Raw genomic sequence first — 17,574 nt, forward strand, 5'->3', positions numbered from 1 at the left:
GGTTCATTCCCCGACGAGGTGATACGATGTCCGAACTGCGCGACGTGGCGATGCAGAGCAAGGCCTGGCCCTTCGAGGAGGCGCGCGCGCTGCTCAAACGCTTCGGCGGCAAGGACCCGGCCAAGGGTCACGTGCTGTTCGAGACCGGCTACGGGCCCTCGGGCCTGCCGCATATCGGCACCTTCGGCGAGGTGCTGCGCACCACGATGATCCGCCGCGCCTTCGAGCTGATCTCCGACATCCCGACCCGGCTGGTCTGCTTCTCGGACGATCTCGACGGCATGCGCAAGGTGCCCGAGAACGTGCCGCAGCAGGAGATGATGCGCGAGAACCTGCAGCGGCCGCTGACCAGCGTGCCCGACCCCTTCGGCACGCATGACAGCTTCGGCGGGCACAACAACGCCATGCTGCGCCGCTTCCTCGACACCTTCGGCTTCGAGTACGAGTTCGTCTCGGCCACCGAGTTCTACCGCTCGGGCCAGTTCGACGACACGCTGCGCATGGCGGCCGAGCGCTACGACGACATCATGGCGATCATGCTGAAGAGCCTGCGCGAGGAGCGCCAGCAGAGCTATTCCTGCTTCCTGCCGATCCACCCCGAGACCGGCCGCGTACTCTACGTGCCGATGAAGCACGTGGACGCGAAAGAGCACACCATCACCTTCGACGACGAGGACGGGCGCGAATGGACGCTGCCCGTCACCGGGGGCAACGTGAAGCTGCAGTGGAAGCCCGATTTCGGCGCCCGCTGGGCCGCGCTCGGCGTCGATTTCGAGATGTACGGCAAGGACCACTCGACCAACACGCCGATCTATGACGGCATCTGCAAGGTGCTGGGCGGCCGCGCGCCGAACCACTTCACCTACGAGCTGTTCCTCGACGATGCCGGGCAGAAGATCTCGAAGTCGAAGGGCAACGGCCTGACCATCGACGAGTGGCTGAGCTACGCCGCGACCGACTCTTTGAGCTACTTCATGTATCTCAAGCCCAAGACCGCCAAGCGGCTGCATTTCGACGTGATCCCGAAGATGGTGGACGAGTATCACCAGCAGCTGCGCGCCTATCCCGGGCAGGACCTGAAGGCGCAGCTCGCCAACCCGGTCTACCACATCCACCAAGGCGAGGTGCCCGCTTCGGACATGGTGGTGCCGTTCCAGATGCTTCTGAACCTCGTCTCGGTCTCCGGCGCCGAGGACAAGGAGACGCTCTGGGGCTTCATTCGCCGCTACGCGCCGGAGGCCAGCCCCGAGAGCCATCCGGGCCTCGACGCCGCGGCGGGCTTCGCGATCCGCTACTACGAGGACCGGGTGCGTCCGACCAAGACCTTCCGCGCGCCGACCGAGACCGAGCGCGCCGCGATGCAGGACCTGCGCGACCGCCTCGCCGCATGGGACGGCGGCGCCGATGCCGAGGCGCTGCAGTCGGAGGTCTTCGCGGTCGGCAAGGCGCATGGCTTCGAGCCGCTGCGCGACTGGTTCAAGGCGCTCTACGAGGTGCTCTTGGGCGCCTCCGAAGGCCCGCGCTTCGGCGGCTTCGTCGCGCTCTACGGCGTCGAGAACACCGTGGCGCTGATCGACAAGGGCCTCGCGGGCGAGCTGGCCGCGGCCTAATCCGCCCTGCTGGCGGCGGTCTCGCGCCGCCAGAGCTTCCACAGTCGCGCGGCCTCCTTCGCCTGCCGCTTCGCCCCGCCGCCGAACAGGCGGCGGGCGATCGGCATCGCCTCTTCCGCGATCTCGGCCTGCCGCCTTGCGGCCAGCGCCTGCAACGCCTGCCGCGCCTCGATGTCGCGGGGCAGGGCGCGCGCCTCGGTGTATTCGCACAGCGCATCGAGGTCGTGGTGGTCGCCCAACAGGTCGCCGAGCCGCTTCGCCGCCTTCTCCCGCGCGCGCACCGCCTTGGGCCAGAGCGGGCGCATGAGCTTCATCTGCGCGCGGTGGTCCTTGGCGCGCTTGCGCAGCTCGTGCAGCGCCTCGCCGCCACCACTGCCGCCACCATCGGCCTCCGCCGCCTCCAGCGCCGCCGCGCCTCGCCTGAGCGACCGCTTCAGCCCCGCGCGCAGCACCTTGCGGCTCTTGGCCTCCAGCTTGAAGCCCGCCGCCCGGCGCGAATGGCTCTCGATCGCCTCGGCGAGCGCCGACAGCTCGCGCCCGGCCTCGGCTCCCGCCGCCTTCTCGGCGTCGCGCGACAGCGCCCGGCGCAGCGGCGTCAGGCTGCGGCGGTCGATCTCCCTGGCGTAGCGTCCGCTCAGCCCGGTGAAGCAATCGAGCCGCACCGCCGCGTCGCGCCGCCCCGACAGCGCCCGCGCCGCGTCGCGCAGCGCCCGGTTCTCGGCCTTGAACTCCGGCAGCCCCGGCCGCGCCAGCCGCAACAGCGCGCGCAGCGCCTTCACGTCCTTGCGCAGCTCGTGGATCGCCTCGTCCTGCGGCAGCTCCTGCGAGCGCATCCGCGCGGTGGCGCCGCGCTCGGCCGCGATCCGGCGCAGCGCCGCGGCGAGCGAGCGGTCGTCGGCCTCGATCCGGAACCCCATCGGCTCTCCTTTTCGTGAACATGGCAAAACGCGTGACATCCCCGTGGGTTCCACGCCGCGCGCCGCGGCTGCGGCGAGACGCCGCGAAACCCGGCGGCCGGCATGGCCGTAGCTTGGTCAGAACAGGAGGACCGACCATGAGACTTGCCGCCATCGCGCTCGCCGCCGCGCTCGCCCTGCCTGCCGCCGCGCAACAGGAGGGGGACGAGATCGCCGGGGTGATCGGCGACCAGCTGTCGAACTTCACCGCCCGCGACGTCACGGCCGCCTTCGACCATGCCAGCCCCGGCATCAAGCGGCTGTTCGGCAGCCCCGAGAATTTCGGCCGCATGGTCGCGCAGGGCTACCCGATGGTCTGGGACAACGCCGAGGCGCGCTATCTCGACCTGCGCGAGACCGGCGGCGTCTGGTGGCAGACGGTGCTGATCCGCGACGCGCGCGGCGTGCCGCACCTGCTGGAATACAAGATGATCGAGACGGCGCAGGGCTGGCGCATCGACGGGGTGCGCCTGCTCGACCCGCCCGCCGTCGGGGCCTGAGGCCCCGCGCAACGCGCGCCCCGCTCGCACGGCCTTCATCCCGGCCGCCTATACCTTCCGCTTGCCCCGATCTGGGCGGGGCGCGACCGGCGGACGGGGGCGGGCGGCAGGCGGGGCCGCGCCGCGCCCCGTCCGCCACCGAGCGGGAGGGACGCCATGCCGATCACCACGGGACTGATGCCGACACGCTTCGCCGACGGGCTGGAGGTCTGGTCGAGCGGCGATGGCACGCCGGGCTCCGACACCTACGCGGAATCGGGCGGCGGGGTCTTCGTGCCCGCCGACCAGGATTTCGGCGGCGCGCTGGAGATCCTCAAGACCGCCCCGGTGCAGAAGCTGCGCTACATGGGGCAGACGCCGGTCCGGCCGGGGCTGGTGCTGCGGATCACCGCGCGGGTCAAGGCGGTGTCTGGGCCACTGCCCTCGGTCCGCATCGCCGGCTGGGCGGGTCGCGCGGATGGCTCCCATGCGGACGGGCTGGTCGAGGCGGGGCCTGAGGTCGCGCTCACCGAGTACGGAAGGGTGGTCGAGGTCTCGGCGATCCTCGCGCCGGGGCGGCGGGCGGCGGCCGACCTCGTCTGGACCGGCGCCGATCACGGCCATCTCGGGCTCGACCTGACCGGGGCGAACGGCGGCGTGGTGCGCGTCGACGACATCGGGATCGAGGACGTCACCCATCTCTTCGCGGCCGAGAGCCTCGGCTACGCCGACGTGCGCGACTACGGCGCGCTGGGCGACGGCGTGGCCGACGATTCGGCCGCCTTCGAGGCTGCCGACGCCGATGCGGGCGGGCGCGAGGTGCTGGTGCCCGAGGGGACATGGCGCATCGCGCGCGACGTCACCTTTCGCTCGAAGGTGCGCTTCGTCGGCCGCGTCGTGCCCGAGGGCGCGACCAAGCTGATCCTGCAGCGCGATTTCCGCTTTGGCGCCTATCTCGATGCGCTCGGCGACGAGGCGCTGGCCTTCGCCAAGGCGTTCCAGGCGCTGCTGAGCTTCTCCGACCACGAATCGCTCGATCTCGAGGGGCGGCGGATCGGCCTGCCCGCGCCGCTCGACATGGCCGCCGCCGTGCCGGACCGGCCGACCTTCGCCATCCGCCGGGTGGTGCGCAACGGCCAGTTCCAGCCGATCGACGGGCCGGCTTGGACGCCGGGCGTGACGACGGCGCAGGCGCGCTACGCGGCCGCCGACCCGCTGCGCCTGACGGAGGTGGAGAACCCGGCCGCGATCGCGCCGGGCAGCCTCGTGACCGGGGCCGGGGTGGGGCGTGAGGTCTATGTCCGCGCGGTCGACGTGGCCAACCGGCGGATCACGCTGAGCCAGCCGCTCTACGACGCGGAAGGGCTGCAGAGCTTCACCTTCACGCGGTTTCGCTACCTGCTCGACTTCTCGGGCTTCGACGACCTGAGCAAGCTGCAATTCGACGAGATCGAGTTCCAGTGCGAGGGCCGCGCCTCGGGCGTGCTGCTGCCGCCCGCGGGGCTGGCGCTGGCGTTTCGCGACTGCTTCTTCACCAAGCCGCGCGACCGCGGCCTGACCTCGCATGGCGGCGGCTGCCAGGGGCTGATGATCGACCGCTGCCAGTTTCTGTCGAACGAGCAGGGGCTGCCGGTCGGGAGCCGCCGCACGCTCTGCCTCAACGCCAACGCCAACGACGTGAAGATCCGCGACAGCCGGATCGTGCTGTTCGAGCATTTCTGCGTGCTGGCCGGCACCGGCAACATCATCGCCAACAACCACTGGTTCCATGGCGACGGCGTCTCGGACGGGGTGCGCAAGGGCGGCATCGTCTTCACCAGGCCCAACGTCGCCTCGACCGTCACCGGCAACTACATCGACAACAACTTCATCGAGTGGACCAACGAGCACGACGCCACGCCGGCGCTGGGCCAGCAGTTCAGCTTCGGCGGGCTCACCGTCACCGGCAACATCTTCATCGCATCGGACGTGGCGCGCTGGTTCAACTGGATCGTGGTCAAGCCCTACGGGCCGGGCCACTTCATCCACGGGCTGCACGTGACCGGCAACGTGTTCCGCACCTTCGACGGCAACATCGACCGGATCGAGCGGGTCGACACCGCCTTCGCCGATCTCGACTACGGCCGGATGCGCGACATCAGCTTCGCCGCCAACACCTTCAACGGCATCAACCAGCCGGTGCGCAACCCCGCGAGCCTGACCCATGACGCGGCCGCGCCCGAGCGGGTCTGGGTGGTGCCGACGGCGCCGCACCTGCCGTTCTCGGGCCGGGCGCGGGTGGTCGAGGCGGCGGTGGCCGAGGGCAAGCTGGCGCGCGCCGATGGGCAGGCGGTGCACGAGGCGCCCTGGATCGACCCCGAGCACGGGGCCGACCGCCGCGCCTTCCGGCTGATCTTCGCGACGCCGGTGAGCGGGCGGATGCGCTGCCTCGTGCGGATGGACAACCCCGCGTGACCGGGCGGGCCGCGCGGGAACCGCGGCGCGCTTTGGCGCGTCTGTCGAGGATGGCCGCCCGCGGCGGGCGGCGCCATGACGGAGCCCGCGATGCCCCCCCATGCCACGCCCCTCGATCTCTACCGCACCACGCTGGCCTATTGGAGCCTGATGGCCGAGGCCCAGGCCGTGATCGGCTACAGGATGCTAGGCATGGCCGGCCTGTGGGCGGTGACCGGCTCCGAGACCGACCGCATGCTGGCCGAGAAGGCGCCGGCCTTCGCCGAGGCGATGCGCCATGGCGGCCGGGCGATGATCGAGGGCCGGCGGCCCGACCAGATCGCGCTGGCGGCGATGCAGCCGCTGGGCCGCAAGGCGGCGGCGAACCGGCGCCGGCTGGCGCGTCGCGGCCCGAAACTGGGGTTCTAGCCGGGGGCGGGGCGCCTCGGATCAGCGATGGTCTGGGAGGGATCTGGTGGAGCCGAGGGGGATCGAACCCCTGACCTCGTCATTGCGAACGACGCGCTCTCCCAACTGAGCTACGGCCCCACTGGCGGCGTATCTGGACTGTCGCGCCGGCAGTGTCAAGCGGGGCGTTTCAGTTTTCCAGGTCCCTCGGCGTCAGCCGGTGGGCGCGGCCGAAGCCGCCATTGAGAAAGCCCGCCACGCAGCGCAGCCGCAGCAGGTGGAAATCGGCGAAATCGTAGTAGAGCGCGGATTTCGGATGCGCGGCGAGCCAGCCCGCGCGCCGGGCGGCCTTGTCCTCGGGGGCGTCGGGCGAGGCGCGCAGCTGCAGCGTCAGCCGCGGATGGGCCAGCGGATCGCCGCGTCCCGGCTCGCCCAGAAGCAGCGAACAGTCCGGCCGCGCCACGAGCGCGGCCCAGTGCTGCGCCAGCGTGGAGACCAGCACCAGCGCGTCGGCGCCGTCGCGTAGCACCGCCACCCGGCTGACGAAGGGCGCGCCGGTCTCGGGGTCGATCACCCCGAGCGCGCCGTGGCGCGCCGCGTCGAAGATCTCGCTCGCAAGCGCGCGGGCGGCGGCGTCGGTGGGGCGGATCGGGTCGGTCATGGCGCCAGCCTCGCCCGCGAGCGGGGGGCCGCGCAAGCGCCCTTGCGATCAGCGGTGGCGGTCCTGCGGGCCGCGCAGCCGCCACCAGTAGGCGGCGCAGGCCGGGATCTCGCGCAGCGCGAGGCGCAGCTGGGCCCCGAGCCGCGCGCCGCCGCGCGGGGCCGAGCCCGTGGCCTTAAGCCCGAGGCGGCGGGCCGTGAGCAGGGCGCGGGGCAGGTGCGGCAGGTCGGTCACCACCACCACCTCGCGCGTGCCGATGGCGCCGAGCAGCGGCAGGGCGAAGCGGATGTTCTCGAGCGTGGTGGTGGAGCGGTCCTCGGGGTGGATCGCTTCCTCCGGCACGCCCTCGGCCAAAAGCAGCGCCCGCATCGCGCGGGCCTCGGCCGGCGGGTGGCGGCCGAGCCCGCCGCAGGGCACGAGATGCGCGACGTGGCCCTCGTGCCAGAGCCGCGCGGCGTGCAGCGTGCGCCGGCGCAGCGTCGGCGAGGGGCCGTCGGGCCAGACCGCCGCCCCGAGGATCAGCGCCGCCGATTTCGTCATGCCGCTCTCCCTTTCCGAAGCGCGCGGGCCGGCTAGCTCAGCCCCACGGGAAGGGAGGTGCGATGATGGAAGAGCTGTTGCAAGGGCTGGGGGTGACGCTTCTGGTGGTGCTGGCGCTGGTCGGGCTCGCGGCGGGCTGGCTGGCGGGCGTGGTGTTCGGCGGAAGGCGGGCGCTCTACATGGTCGCCGGCGCGCTGGGCGCGGTGGCCGCGCCCTTCCTGCTGGCCGCGCTGGGGGTGACGATCCTCGCCGCGGGCGGGCTCTTGCTGGCGGTGGTGGTGGCTCTGATCGGCGCGGCGCTGGTGGTGGCGCTGGTGCGGGCGATCGCGAAGTAGAAGGGCCCGGCGCGGCGGCCGGGCCCCTTGCCGGCCTAGCGCGGCTTGCGGTTCTTGGTGCGCCGCGTGGTGCCGCCGCGCTGGCCGGGGCGGCCGGCGGTGGAGCGGCCCTGCGACTTGGTCGCGGCCTCCGAGGCGTCGGCGATGGCCTGCTGGCGGGCCAGCGGGTCGTCCGCGACCATCAGGTCGACCGTCTCGAGGCGCTTGATCTCATCGCGCAGACGCGCCGCCTCCTCGAATTCGAGGTTCTCGGCGGCCTTGCGCATGTCGGTCTTGAGCCCGTCGAGCACAGCCTGCAGGTTGGCGCCGGCCATCGGCTTGTCGATCTTGGCCGTGACCCGGTTCATGTCGACATCGCCCTTGTAGAGACCGGCGAGGATGTCCTCGACGTTCTTCTTCACCGTGGCCGGCGTGATGCCGTGCTCCTCGTTGTAGGCGATCTGCTTCTCGCGCCGGCGCTCGGTCTCGGCCATGGCGCGCTCCATGCTGCCGGTGATCCGGTCGGCATACATGATGACGCGGCCGTCGGCGTTGCGCGCGGCGCGGCCCACCGTCTGGATCAGCGAGGTCTCGGAGCGCAAAAAGCCCTCCTTGTCGGCATCAAGGATCGCCACGAGCCCGCATTCGGGGATGTCGAGGCCCTCGCGCAGAAGGTTGATGCCGATCAGCACGTCGAAGGCGCCCAAGCGCAGGTCGCGCAGGATCTCGATCCGCTCGATCGTGTCGATGTCGGAATGCATGTAGCGGACCTTGATGCCCTGCTCGTGCAGGTACTCGGTCAAGTCCTCGGCCATGCGCTTGGTGAGCGTGGTGCAGAGCGTGCGGTAGCCCTGAGCCGTGACCTTGCGGATCTCGTCGAGGAGGTCGTCCACCTGCGTCTTCACGGGCCGGATCTCGATCTGCGGATCGAGCAGGCCGGTGGGGCGGATCACCTGCTCGGTGAAGACGCCGCCCGCCTGCTCCAGCTCCCACGCCGCGGGGGTGGCCGAGACGAAGATCGACTGCGGGCGCATCGCGTCCCATTCCTCGAACTTGAGGGGGCGGTTGTCCATGCAGGACGGCAGGCGGAAGCCGTGCTCGGCCAGCGTGAACTTGCGCCGGTAGTCGCCGCGATACATGCCGCCGATCTGCGGCACCGAGACGTGGCTTTCGTCGGCGAAGACGATGGCGTTGTCGGGGATGAACTCGAACAGGGTCGGCGGCGGCTCGCCCGGGGCGCGGCCCGTGAGGTAGCGCGAGTAGTTCTCGATGCCGTTGCACACGCCCGTGGCCTCGAGCATCTCGAGGTCGAAATTGGTGCGCTGCTCGAGCCGCTGCGCCTCGAGAAGCTTGCCCTCGCCCTCGAGCTGCGAGAGCCGGTCGCGCAGCTCTTTCTTTATGCCCTTGATCGCCTGCGCCATGGTCGGGCGCGGCGTGACGTAGTGGCTGTTGGCGTAGATGCGGATGCGGTCGAACTCGTCGGTCTTGTGGCCGGTGAGCGGGTCGAACTCGGCGATGCTTTCCAGCTCGTCGCCGAAGAAGGACATGCGCCAGGCCCGGTCCTCGAGGTGGGCGGGCCAGACCTCGAGGCTGTCGCCGCGCACCCGGAAGGAGCCGCGGGTGAAGGCCGCGTCGTTGCGCCGGTACTGCTGCGCCACGAGGTCGGCCATGACCTTGCGCTGCTCGTAGTTCTGGCCCTTGTGCAGGTCCTGCGTCATCGCGCCGTAGGTCTCGACCGAGCCGATGCCGTAGATGCACGACACCGAGGCCACGATGATCACGTCGTCACGCTCCAGAAGTGCGCGGGTGGCCGAGTGGCGCATCCGGTCGATCTGCTCGTTGATCTGGCTTTCCTTCTCGATGAAGGTGTCGGAGCGCGGCACGTAGGCCTCGGGTTGGTAGTAGTCGTAGTAGGAGACGAAATACTCGACCGCGTTGTCCGGGAAGAACCCCTTGAACTCGCCGTAGAGCTGGGCCGCCAGCGTCTTGTTGGGTGCGAGGATGATCGCCGGGCGCTGCGTCTCCTCGATGATCTTGGCCATGGTGAAGGTCTTGCCGGTGCCGGTCGCGCCCAAGAGCACCTGGTCGCGTTCGCCCGAGGTGATGCCGCCGGCCAGCTCTTCGATCGCGGTGGGCTGGTCGCCGGCGGCGTTGAACTCGGTCTGCATGCGGAAGCGCTTGCCGCCCTCGAGTTTCTCGCGCGCCTTCACGTCGGGCGCGGGGGCGTGCAGGATCGGCATCTGCTCGGGCGAGTTGTTGTGCATCGGCGGCCTCCTTCGGACCGAACCAATCTGGTCGCTTTTCGTTCCTGTGCAAGAGGGGCGTGGCGCGGCTCACCGTCGCTGGCCCCTTGCCGGCCTGCGGCGAGCTTGCCGCTTGCATGGCGGGGCGGTTTTGCCGATAAGCCCGACAGATCGAAAGGGACCCTGATGCGCGCACGGATCTACAGACCCGCCCGAGCTGCCACGCAGTCCGGCACCGCCAAGACCGAAGCCTGGATTCTCGAATTCGCCCCGGCCTCGAAGCGCGAGGTCGATCCGCTGATGGGCTGGACCAGCTCGTCGGACACCCAGAGCCAGGTGAAGATGTATTTCGACAGCCGCGAGGCGGCGGTGGCCTATGCCGAGAAGCACGGGCTCGAGGCGACCGTGCAGGAGCCGCATGTGCGCAAGCACAACATCCGGCCCGGCGGCTACGGCGAGAACTTCTCGACCACCCGGCGCGGGGCCTGGACGCACTGAAGCGGTCCGGGCGCTTACGAGGGCGCCCGACCCCGCGAGACCGGCGCCGGGCAGGCGCCACGATTCTTCCGATGGGCGGCCGGATGGCCGCCCGTTTCGTTTTGAGGCAGCAGCGATGACCATCACCCATCTCGTCACCCATTCGGGCGGCTTCCACGCCGACGAACTCCTGTCCTCGGTCGTGCTGACCCGGCTCTATCCCGAGGCCGAGATCGTGCGCAGCCGCGACAAGGCGTGGATCACCCCGGGCGAGGGGCGGATCATCTACGACGTGGGCGGCCAGTTCGACGCCGGGGCGCGGATCTTCGATCACCACCAGAAGCCCAACCCGCTGCGCGAGGACGGCCAGCCCTACAGCTCCTTCGGGCTGGTCTGGGCCGCGTACGGGCGCGACTACCTGCGCGCGCTGGGCGTGCCCGGGGGCGATGTCGAGGCCGTCCATGCCGGGTTCGACCGCGGCTTCGTGCTGCCCGTCGACCTCATGGACAACGGCGCGGTGGATGCGGGGGCGGCGGGGCCGCTGTTTTCCGGGCTGACGCTGCCGGTGCTGCTCGAGAGCCTGAAGCCGGTCTTCGACGACCGCGCGGCGGGGGCGGACGACCGCGCCTTCGCCGAGGCCGTGCCGATCGCGCGCGCCTTCGTCGAGGCTCGCATCCGCCGCGCGGCGGCGAAGCTGCGGGCCGAGGGGATCGTGCGCGAGGCGATCGCGGCGGCGGGCGCGGGGCGGGTGCTGGAGCTGCCGATGGGCATGCCGTTCCGCGCCGGCATCGAGGCGGCGGGGGCCGATCAGCTGCTCTTCGTCGTGCATCCGCGCGGCGACGACTGGGCGCTGACCACGATCCGCACCGGCGAGGACACCTTCGAGACCCGCGCCGACCTGCCGGCCGCATGGGCCGGGCTGACCGACGCGGCGTTGGAGGCGGCGTCCGGGGTGACGGGCGCGAAGTTCTGCCACAACGGCCGCTTCATCGCCGTAGCCGACAGCCGCGAGGCGATCCTGGCGATGGCGGAGCTGGCCGTGGCCGAGGCCGCGCAGGCCTAGAACGGCATGGCGGCGGGGCCGGGCGACGCATAGGTCGCCCGGGGCGCCGATCCCTTCCGCCGCCTGACCCGGCCGGCGCAGCGCCGCTGTGCCGGCCGTCGGGCCTGTGGCGGTACGTAGCCGCCCCGGACCCTGTCGTCGCAGAGCACCACGACACCGCCTGCTGTCGGCCACGGGCCCACGGGCTGATCCGGCGCGCGGGCAAGAAGGGCCCGCGCGGCCCGCCGCGCGCCGCCGAAGCGTCAGCATGTCGATTTGGTGATATCAGCCGTCGAGCCTCTGGCCGCCGCTTGGCGCGGGAGTTGCTAGGTTCCGGGAGACCCGCGACAGGCGGGCGCAGATCCCGGAAACGAGCCATGATTGACGCGCATGTCCATTTCTACACGGCCCGGGACCTGGCCCGTGTCGCGGGGGGGCTGCCCTACGCGTTGCCGCAGCCGCACCCGCTCACCGGCTACCTCGACCGGTTGATCGATGCCGGCAGAAAGCCGCGACTGATCAACAACGTGCATCTCAGCATCCTGCCGGATTCGGAGAACGTCTTCGCCGGTTTCGATGAGCTGGCGGCGCTGCAGGCGCGCGACCCGGCGCGCTATGGCGGCATCGCCGGCATCGGCACGATCCTCGCCGATCCGGCCTACGCGACAGCGGCGCGGCTGGCGCATCCGCAGGTCAAGGGCATCCGCATGGTGCTGCATGACCGCGCGCCGGAAAGCGTCGGCGCCGGGGCCTATTCGGGCGCGGCGTGGCGGGAGCTTTATGCCCGGCTCCGGCCCGACCAGCACCTGCATGTCTACGCGCAGGACCCGGCCACCACGCTCGAGGTCATGGCGCAGCTGCCAGAGGAGGTGCCGCTGGTGATCGACCATCTGGGCACCTGCCGGCCCGAGCGCGGCACCGACGACCCGGCCTTCCTCAAGCTGCTCGCGACCGCGAAGGCGCGGGGCAACACGTGGTTCAAGGGGCCGGGCTACCGGACCTCGACCGACGCGGCCGTCGTCGCGGCCTTTGCCGGGCGCATCATCGACACGCTCGGCCCCGGGCGGCTGGTGCTCGGGGCCAGCGATGCCCCGCATGTCGGCGCCGACCATGACGGGCGGCCCTTCGCGGAGAGCTACACGCCCCTCGGGGCGCTCGATTTCGCGGCGGATGTCGCCGCGCGGGTGGCGCGCGCCACCGGAATTGCGGCCGAGACGCTCCTGAGCGGCGCGGCGGCGGAGATGTTCGACCCTTCAGCAACGAGAGCGTACCAATGACCGACGTGACCCAGGCGGAGTTCACCTTCCCCGTTACCTATGCCGAGGGCACCCAGACCCTGCGCGGCACCATCTACCGGCCGGCCAGCTCGGTCGCGGGCGCCGAGGCGCTGCCGCCCGTCGTCTTCAACTCGGGCTTCACCGGCGGCGTGTCGATGTACGGCCAGCTGATGGGCCGCGCGCTGGCCGAGCGGGGCTATACCGTCACCACCTACGACGTGACCGGCTTCTTCACCAACAAGGCGGTGCGCAACACCTATCGCGACGGCGACCTGACGGTCACCAATGTCAGCCTCGAGGACCAGACGACCGAGCTTCTGGCGCTGATCGCCTGGACCCGCGCCGAATGCGGCCGCATGCCGGCCGTCGCGTCCTGGGCGATGGGCTCGGTCGCCAGCCTCGCGGCGATCACCGAGCTGGCCCGGTCGGGCGGCGAGCAGGTCGCCTTCTACGTGCCGATGAACTACACCCGGCTTTCGGCGCTGCAGGGGCTGCGCGCCGATCCGGCCGCGGCCGACGCCGCGCTGGCGGCGCTGGCCGACGACGCCGCGATCCCGCCCTTCGACACCGGCACCGAGGCGACGCGGCTGGGCTACTACCCGCTCGACCCGGCGACGCAGGCCTATGTCGACGACCAGCTCGGCAGCTACACCGATGCCGGCGGCGCCGACCGCTGGCCGGGCTGCACCCATGTCAGTGCCAAGTCCTACAAGAGCTACGTCGCCTTCGACCCCGAGGCGGGCCTCGCGGCGGCCGGGGCGGGCTTCCCGCCGGCGCTGATCATCCACGGCGCCGAGAACACGCTGCACATGCCGGCGGAATCGGTGCGCCTGCACGAGGCCTATCCGGGCGAGAAGGGCGACGCGGCGCTGATCCTGGACGGCATGGCCCATGGCCAGACGATGCAGCCCGACAGCCCGGTCTTCCAGCAGATGATCGCCGCGATCGACGGCAAGATCCGCGCCCGCTGCGCCTGATCGCGACACCACCTGCGTGGTCCGGCCCCCCGCCTCGGCGGGCCGGGCCACGCCGCAAGACACGGGCAGGCCGATGATCCCGAGACTGAGCACCGACGCGGCCGTGCTGCCGCTCTACGCCGAGTTCTGCGCCGAGCTGCGCGCGCGCGGCTTTTCGGGCGAGCTGTCTCAGACCGCGGCCGACCGGACGGTGCTGGCGACCGACAACTCGATCTACGAGATCCGGCCGCAGGCCATCGCCTTTCCGCGCGGCACCGACGACCTCGTGCGTATCGCGCGGCTGCTGGCCGAGCCGGCCTTCAGCGAGGTGCATGTCGCCGCGCGCGGCGGCGGCACCGGCACCAACGGCCAGTCGCTCGGCGCCGGTCTCGTGGTCGACCTGTCGCGCCACATGACCCGCATCCTCGAGATCGACGTGGCGGCGCGCCGGGTCCGGGTGCAGGCCGGCGTGGTCAAGGACCAGCTGAACGCGGCGCTGGCGCCGCACGGGCTGTTCTTCGCGCCGGAGCTGTCGACCTCGAACCGCGCCACCATCGGCGGCATGATCTCCACCGATGCCTGCGGGCAGGGCTCGTGCCTCTACGGCAAGACCCGCGACCACGTGCTGGGGCTGACCACAGTGCTGGCCGACGGCGCGGTGCTGCACTCGGCGCCCCTCGAGGCGGAGGCGCTCGAGGCGGCCAAGGGCGCGCCGGGATCGGCGGGGCGGCTGCACCGCGAGATCGACGCGCTGCAGCGCGAGACCGCCGGTCTCGTGGCCGAGCGGTTCCCGAAGCTGAACCGCTGCCTGACCGGCTACGACCTCGCGCATCTGCGCGACGGGCAGGGGCGGTTCGACCTGAACGCCGTGCTCTGCGGCTCTGAAGGTACGCTCGGCTTCATCGCCGAGGCGACGCTGAACCTGATGCCGCTGCCGGGCCATGCCGCGCTGGTGAACCTGCGCTACGACAGCTTCGACGCGGCGCTGCGCGACGCGCGGCGGCTGATGGCGCTCGGGCCCGCCTCGATCGAGACGATCGACGAGAAGGTGCTGGGGCTCGCGCGCGAGGACATCGTCTGGGCCGAGATCGCCGAGCATTTCCCCGATGACGGCCACGGCCCCTTCGCGGGCGTCAACATCGTCGAGTTCGTCGGGCAGAGCCGGGCCGAGATCGACGCCGCGCTCGCGCGGTTTTCGCGCGATCTCGCTCCGGCGCCGGGGCGGCGCGGCCATACCGTGGCGCGCGAGCCCGAGGCCATCGCCCGGATCTGGAACATGCGCAAGAAGGCCGTCGGGCTCCTGGGCGCGACGCCGGGCGAGAAGCGGCCCATCGCCTTCGTCGAGGACACGGCGGTGCCGCCAGAGGCGCTCGCAGACTACATCGCCGAGTTCCGCGCCATCCTCGACCGGCGCGGGCTCGATTACGGGATGTTCGGCCATGTCGATGCCGGCGTGCTGCATGTGCGCCCGGCGCTCGACATGAAGGCCCCCGGCGCCGAGGCGCTGATCCGCGACATCACCGAGGAGGTGGCGGCGCTGACGCAGCGCCATGGCGGGCTCTTGTGGGGCGAGCACGGCAAGGGTGTGCGCTCGGAGTTTTCGCCGCAGGTCTTCGGGCCGCTCTACCCGGCGATCCGCCGGGTGAAGGCGGCCTTCGACCCGCGCAACCAGTTCAACCCCGGCAAGATCGCCGCGCCCGAGGGCGCCGCGCTTTTGACCGTGGACGGGGTCGCGACCAAGGGGCAGGGCGACCGCCGCATTCCGGAGACGACCCGCGCCTACGCGGGCAACGCGCTGCATTGCAACGGCAATGGCAGCTGCTTCGACTGGGATCCCGACGAGGCGATGTGCCCGTCGTGGAAGGCCACGCGCGAGCGCCGCCATTCGCCGAAGGGCCGGGCGCAGCTGATGCGCGACTGGCTGCGCCGCCTGTCCGAGCAGGGCATCGACCCGCGGGCCGAGGCCGCGCGGCTGCGCGCGGGCGGTGCGCTGCGGCGCTTTCCGGCGCGGCTGCTGGCGACGCTGACCCGCCGCCGCGAGGACGCCTCGCACGCGCTGCACGAGGCGATGTCGGGCTGCCTCGCCTGCAAGTCCTGCACCGGCAAATGCCCGGTGAAGGTGGACGTGCCGGGCTTTCGCGCGCGGTTTCTCGAGCTCTACCACGGCCGCTACCTGCGCCCGCCGCGCCACCACCTCGTCGGCCGGCTCGAGACGCTGCTGCCGCTGATGGCGCGGATGCCGCGGCTGGCCAACCTCGCCGCCGCCGCGCCGCTGACCCGGCTGGTGGGGCTGGTCGCGACGCCGCGCCTGTCGGGCGTCGATCTCGGCCGCGAGCTGTCGCGCCGCGGCGTCCGCACCGCCACGCCCGAGGCGCTGGAGCGGATTCCGGCGCAGTCGCGCGGCGCGCATGTGGTGATCGTGCCCGACGCCTTCACCATGTTCTACGACACCGCCGTGCTGCTCGACGCGCTCGACCTGCTGCTGGGGCTGGGGGTGCAGCCCTGGATCGCGCCCTATCTGCCGAACGGCAAGCCCCTGCACGTGCATGGCTTCCTGGGCGCCTTCGAGAAGGTGGCCCGGCGCGGCGCCCGCGTGCTCGGCGCGCTGGAAAAAACCGGCGTGGCGCTGGTCGGGCTCGACCCGTCGATGACGCTCACCTACCGCTCCGAGTACCGCGCGGCGCTGCCAGAGGGCGCGGCGCCCGAGGTGCAGCTCTTGCAGGACTGGCTGGCCCGCCGGCTCGACGGCCGGCCGCCGCGCGACGTGGCCGGTGCGCGGCAGACCTATTACCTGCTGCCGCACTGCACCGAGCGGGCGATCGGCCCGGAGGGGATCGCCGCGTGGCGGCGGCTCTTCGCGCAGGCCGGGCTCGAGCTCGAGGTGCTGCGCGCCGGCTGCTGCGGCATGGCGGGCACCTTCGGTCACGAGACCGAGCACCGGGAGATGTCGGAGCGGATCTACGCGATGAGCTGGGCCGGGCATGTCGCGGCGCCGGACCGGGCCGGGCGCCTGCTGGCCGACGGCTATTCCTGCCGCGCGCAGGCCCGGCTGATTGATGATGCGCCGCTGCGCCACCCGCTGCAGGTGCTCAAGTCGGTGTTGGCGCCGCCGCCGGGAATGTGATCAATCTGGAACCGGCCGGACCCACCCGGCGCGGACGCGCGCCTCGGGGCGTTCCGGCCGGGGGATTGCAACGGGCTTGTGCATGCCGGGATCACGCGTGTCATCGACGGCGGCGCCGACGCGGATCGGCTTTCTGGTCTTTCCCGAGTTCTCGATGATGGCGCTCGCCTCGGCGAGCGAGCCGCTGCGGGCGGCCAATCGGCTGCGCGGCGAGGCCTGCTACGACTGGACGCTGCTGTCCTCGTCGGGCGGGCCGGTCAGCTCCAGCAGCGGCTTCATGCTCGACACCACCGCCGTGGCGCAGGCGCCGGCGCTCGACCGGCTCTTCGTGGTGGCCTCGCTCAACATCGCCGGGATGCGCGACGCCGAGGTGGTGCGCTATCTCAAGCGGCTGGCGGTGTCGGGCGTGACGCTGGGCGCGCTCAGCAATGGCAGCTTCATGCTGGCGCGCGCCGGCGTGCTTTCGGGCCATCGCTGCACGCTGCACTGGGAAAGCCTGCGCGAGTTCTCCGAGGAGTTCCCCACGATCCAGGTCTGCCGCGAGATCTACGTACGCGATCGCAACCGCTGGACCTGCGCGGGCGGCACGGCGGCGATGGACCTGATGCTCGAGCAGGTGTCGGAGGATTGCGACGGCCAGCTCGCCGCCGACATCGCCGAGCAGTTCCTGCATGGCCGGATCCGGCAGCCGCAGGAGACGCAGCGCATGCAGATCCAGTGGCGCTACGGCATCGCCGACAAGCGGGTGAACGCGGCGATCCTGCTGATGGAGGAGCATCTCGAGACGCCGCTCGAGATCCAGGAGATCGCCGCCCGCTGCCACCTGTCGCAGCGCCACATGGAGCGGCTCTGGCACCAGCATTTCGACATGGCGCCGCAGCGCTTCTACGTCTCGGTGCGGCTGAAGGAGGCGCAGCGGCTTCTGAAGGAAAGCACCGAGTCGCTGGCCTCGATCGCGATGCGCTGCGGCTTCGCCTCGCCCTCGCATCTGGGCAGCAGCTACCGCCGCGCCTTCGGGCGCAGCCCCGGCGAGGAGCGGCGCCTGAAGTGAGGC

The 17,574-nt window shown here is 71.5% G+C and carries 15 protein-coding genes and 1 tRNA gene; 11 read left to right on the forward strand and 5 right to left on the reverse strand.

Going from position 1 to position 17,574, the window contains the following annotated elements:
• Window positions 1–26: 26 nt before the first annotated feature.
• On the forward strand, window positions 27–1,610 hold the full coding sequence (locus BLT43_RS11135) for a lysine--tRNA ligase (protein ID WP_090112844.1): 1,584 nt from the start codon (window positions 27–29) through the stop codon (window positions 1,608–1,610).
• Here the strand turns inward: BLT43_RS11135 and BLT43_RS11140 are convergent.
• Window positions 1,607–2,527, reverse strand: a complete 921-nt coding sequence (locus BLT43_RS11140; RefSeq protein ID WP_165612591.1) for a CHAD domain-containing protein — start codon at window positions 2,525–2,527, stop codon at window positions 1,607–1,609. The two genes, BLT43_RS11135 and BLT43_RS11140, sit on opposite strands and share 4 nt — an antisense overlap.
• Before the next feature lie 137 nt (window positions 2,528–2,664).
• Between BLT43_RS11140 and BLT43_RS11145 the strand changes: the two genes are divergently transcribed.
• The 3 genes from BLT43_RS11145 to BLT43_RS11155 all read left to right on the forward strand — a co-directional run bounded on the left by BLT43_RS11145 (window position 2,665) and on the right by BLT43_RS11155 (window position 5,907).
• Window positions 2,665–3,066, forward strand: a complete 402-nt coding sequence (locus BLT43_RS11145) for a DUF4864 domain-containing protein (RefSeq protein WP_090112848.1) — start codon at window positions 2,665–2,667, stop codon at window positions 3,064–3,066.
• A gap of 156 nt (window positions 3,067–3,222) precedes the next feature.
• Entirely contained in the window at window positions 3,223–5,499 is a 2,277-nt protein-coding gene (locus BLT43_RS11150) for a glycosyl hydrolase family 28-related protein (protein ID WP_090112851.1), read from the forward strand.
• Window positions 5,500–5,589: 90 nt separating this feature from the next.
• Window positions 5,590–5,907 (forward strand): hypothetical protein, encoded by a 318-nt coding sequence (locus BLT43_RS11155; protein WP_090113089.1) that lies wholly within the window; start codon window positions 5,590–5,592, stop codon window positions 5,905–5,907.
• Window positions 5,908–5,951: 44 nt separating this feature from the next.
• On the opposite strand, the gene BLT43_RS11160 is transcribed toward BLT43_RS11155, so the two are convergent.
• The 3 genes from BLT43_RS11160 to BLT43_RS11170 all read right to left on the reverse strand — a co-directional run bounded on the left by BLT43_RS11160 (window position 5,952) and on the right by BLT43_RS11170 (window position 7,087).
• Window positions 5,952–6,027: transfer RNA gene (locus BLT43_RS11160), tRNA-Ala, on the reverse strand.
• A 49-nt stretch (window positions 6,028–6,076) separates the two neighbouring features.
• The gene (locus tag BLT43_RS11165; RefSeq protein ID WP_090113090.1) at window positions 6,077–6,547 is read right to left on the reverse strand and encodes a pyridoxamine 5-phosphate oxidase; all 471 of its coding nucleotides are present in this window, start codon (window positions 6,545–6,547) and stop codon (window positions 6,077–6,079) included.
• 48 nt (window positions 6,548–6,595) lie between these two features.
• Window positions 6,596–7,087 (reverse strand): YdcF family protein, encoded by a 492-nt coding sequence (locus BLT43_RS11170; RefSeq protein WP_090112853.1) that lies wholly within the window; start codon window positions 7,085–7,087, stop codon window positions 6,596–6,598.
• 65 nt (window positions 7,088–7,152) lie between these two features.
• Here BLT43_RS11170 and BLT43_RS11175 point away from each other — a divergent pair, with 65 nt between their 5' ends.
• Window positions 7,153–7,422 (forward strand): GlsB/YeaQ/YmgE family stress response membrane protein, encoded by a 270-nt coding sequence (locus tag BLT43_RS11175; RefSeq protein ID WP_090113091.1) that lies wholly within the window; start codon window positions 7,153–7,155, stop codon window positions 7,420–7,422.
• A 35-nt stretch (window positions 7,423–7,457) separates the two neighbouring features.
• Here BLT43_RS11175 and uvrB read toward each other — a convergent pair whose 3' ends face one another.
• Entirely contained in the window at window positions 7,458–9,665 is a 2,208-nt protein-coding gene (uvrB, locus tag BLT43_RS11180; protein ID WP_090112855.1) for an excinuclease ABC subunit UvrB, read from the reverse strand.
• Between the two features lie 165 nt (window positions 9,666–9,830).
• On the opposite strand from uvrB, the gene BLT43_RS11185 reads away from it, so the two are divergent.
• The 6 genes from BLT43_RS11185 (at window position 9,831) to BLT43_RS11210 (ending at window position 17,571) form a co-directional block, all read left to right on the forward strand.
• Window positions 9,831–10,142, forward strand: coding sequence for an ETC complex I subunit (locus BLT43_RS11185; protein WP_090112857.1), 312 nt, complete (start codon window positions 9,831–9,833; stop codon window positions 10,140–10,142).
• Window positions 10,143–10,257: 115 nt separating this feature from the next.
• Window positions 10,258–11,184, forward strand: a complete 927-nt coding sequence (locus BLT43_RS11190) for an MYG1 family protein (protein ID WP_090112859.1) — start codon at window positions 10,258–10,260, stop codon at window positions 11,182–11,184.
• 356 nt (window positions 11,185–11,540) lie between these two features.
• Window positions 11,541–12,440, forward strand: a complete 900-nt coding sequence (locus BLT43_RS11195) for an amidohydrolase family protein (RefSeq protein WP_090112861.1) — start codon at window positions 11,541–11,543, stop codon at window positions 12,438–12,440.
• Window positions 12,437–13,417, forward strand: a complete 981-nt coding sequence (locus tag BLT43_RS11200; RefSeq protein ID WP_090112866.1) for a dienelactone hydrolase family protein — start codon at window positions 12,437–12,439, stop codon at window positions 13,415–13,417. The genes BLT43_RS11195 and BLT43_RS11200 overlap by 4 nt, the downstream gene beginning before the upstream one ends.
• A 73-nt stretch (window positions 13,418–13,490) precedes the next feature.
• On the forward strand, window positions 13,491–16,520 hold the full coding sequence (gene ydiJ, locus BLT43_RS11205; protein ID WP_090112868.1) for a D-2-hydroxyglutarate dehydrogenase YdiJ: 3,030 nt from the start codon (window positions 13,491–13,493) through the stop codon (window positions 16,518–16,520).
• Window positions 16,521–16,617: 97 nt separating this feature from the next.
• Complete coding sequence (locus BLT43_RS11210) at window positions 16,618–17,571, forward strand: GlxA family transcriptional regulator (RefSeq protein WP_207497516.1); 954 nt, start codon at window positions 16,618–16,620, stop codon at window positions 17,569–17,571.
• The last annotated feature ends 3 nt before the right edge of the window (window positions 17,572–17,574 follow it).

Origin of the sequence: Limimaricola pyoseonensis, assembly GCF_900102015.1 — a bacterium.
In the GTDB taxonomy this organism is placed as follows: Bacteria; Pseudomonadota; Alphaproteobacteria; order Rhodobacterales; family Rhodobacteraceae; genus Limimaricola; species Limimaricola pyoseonensis.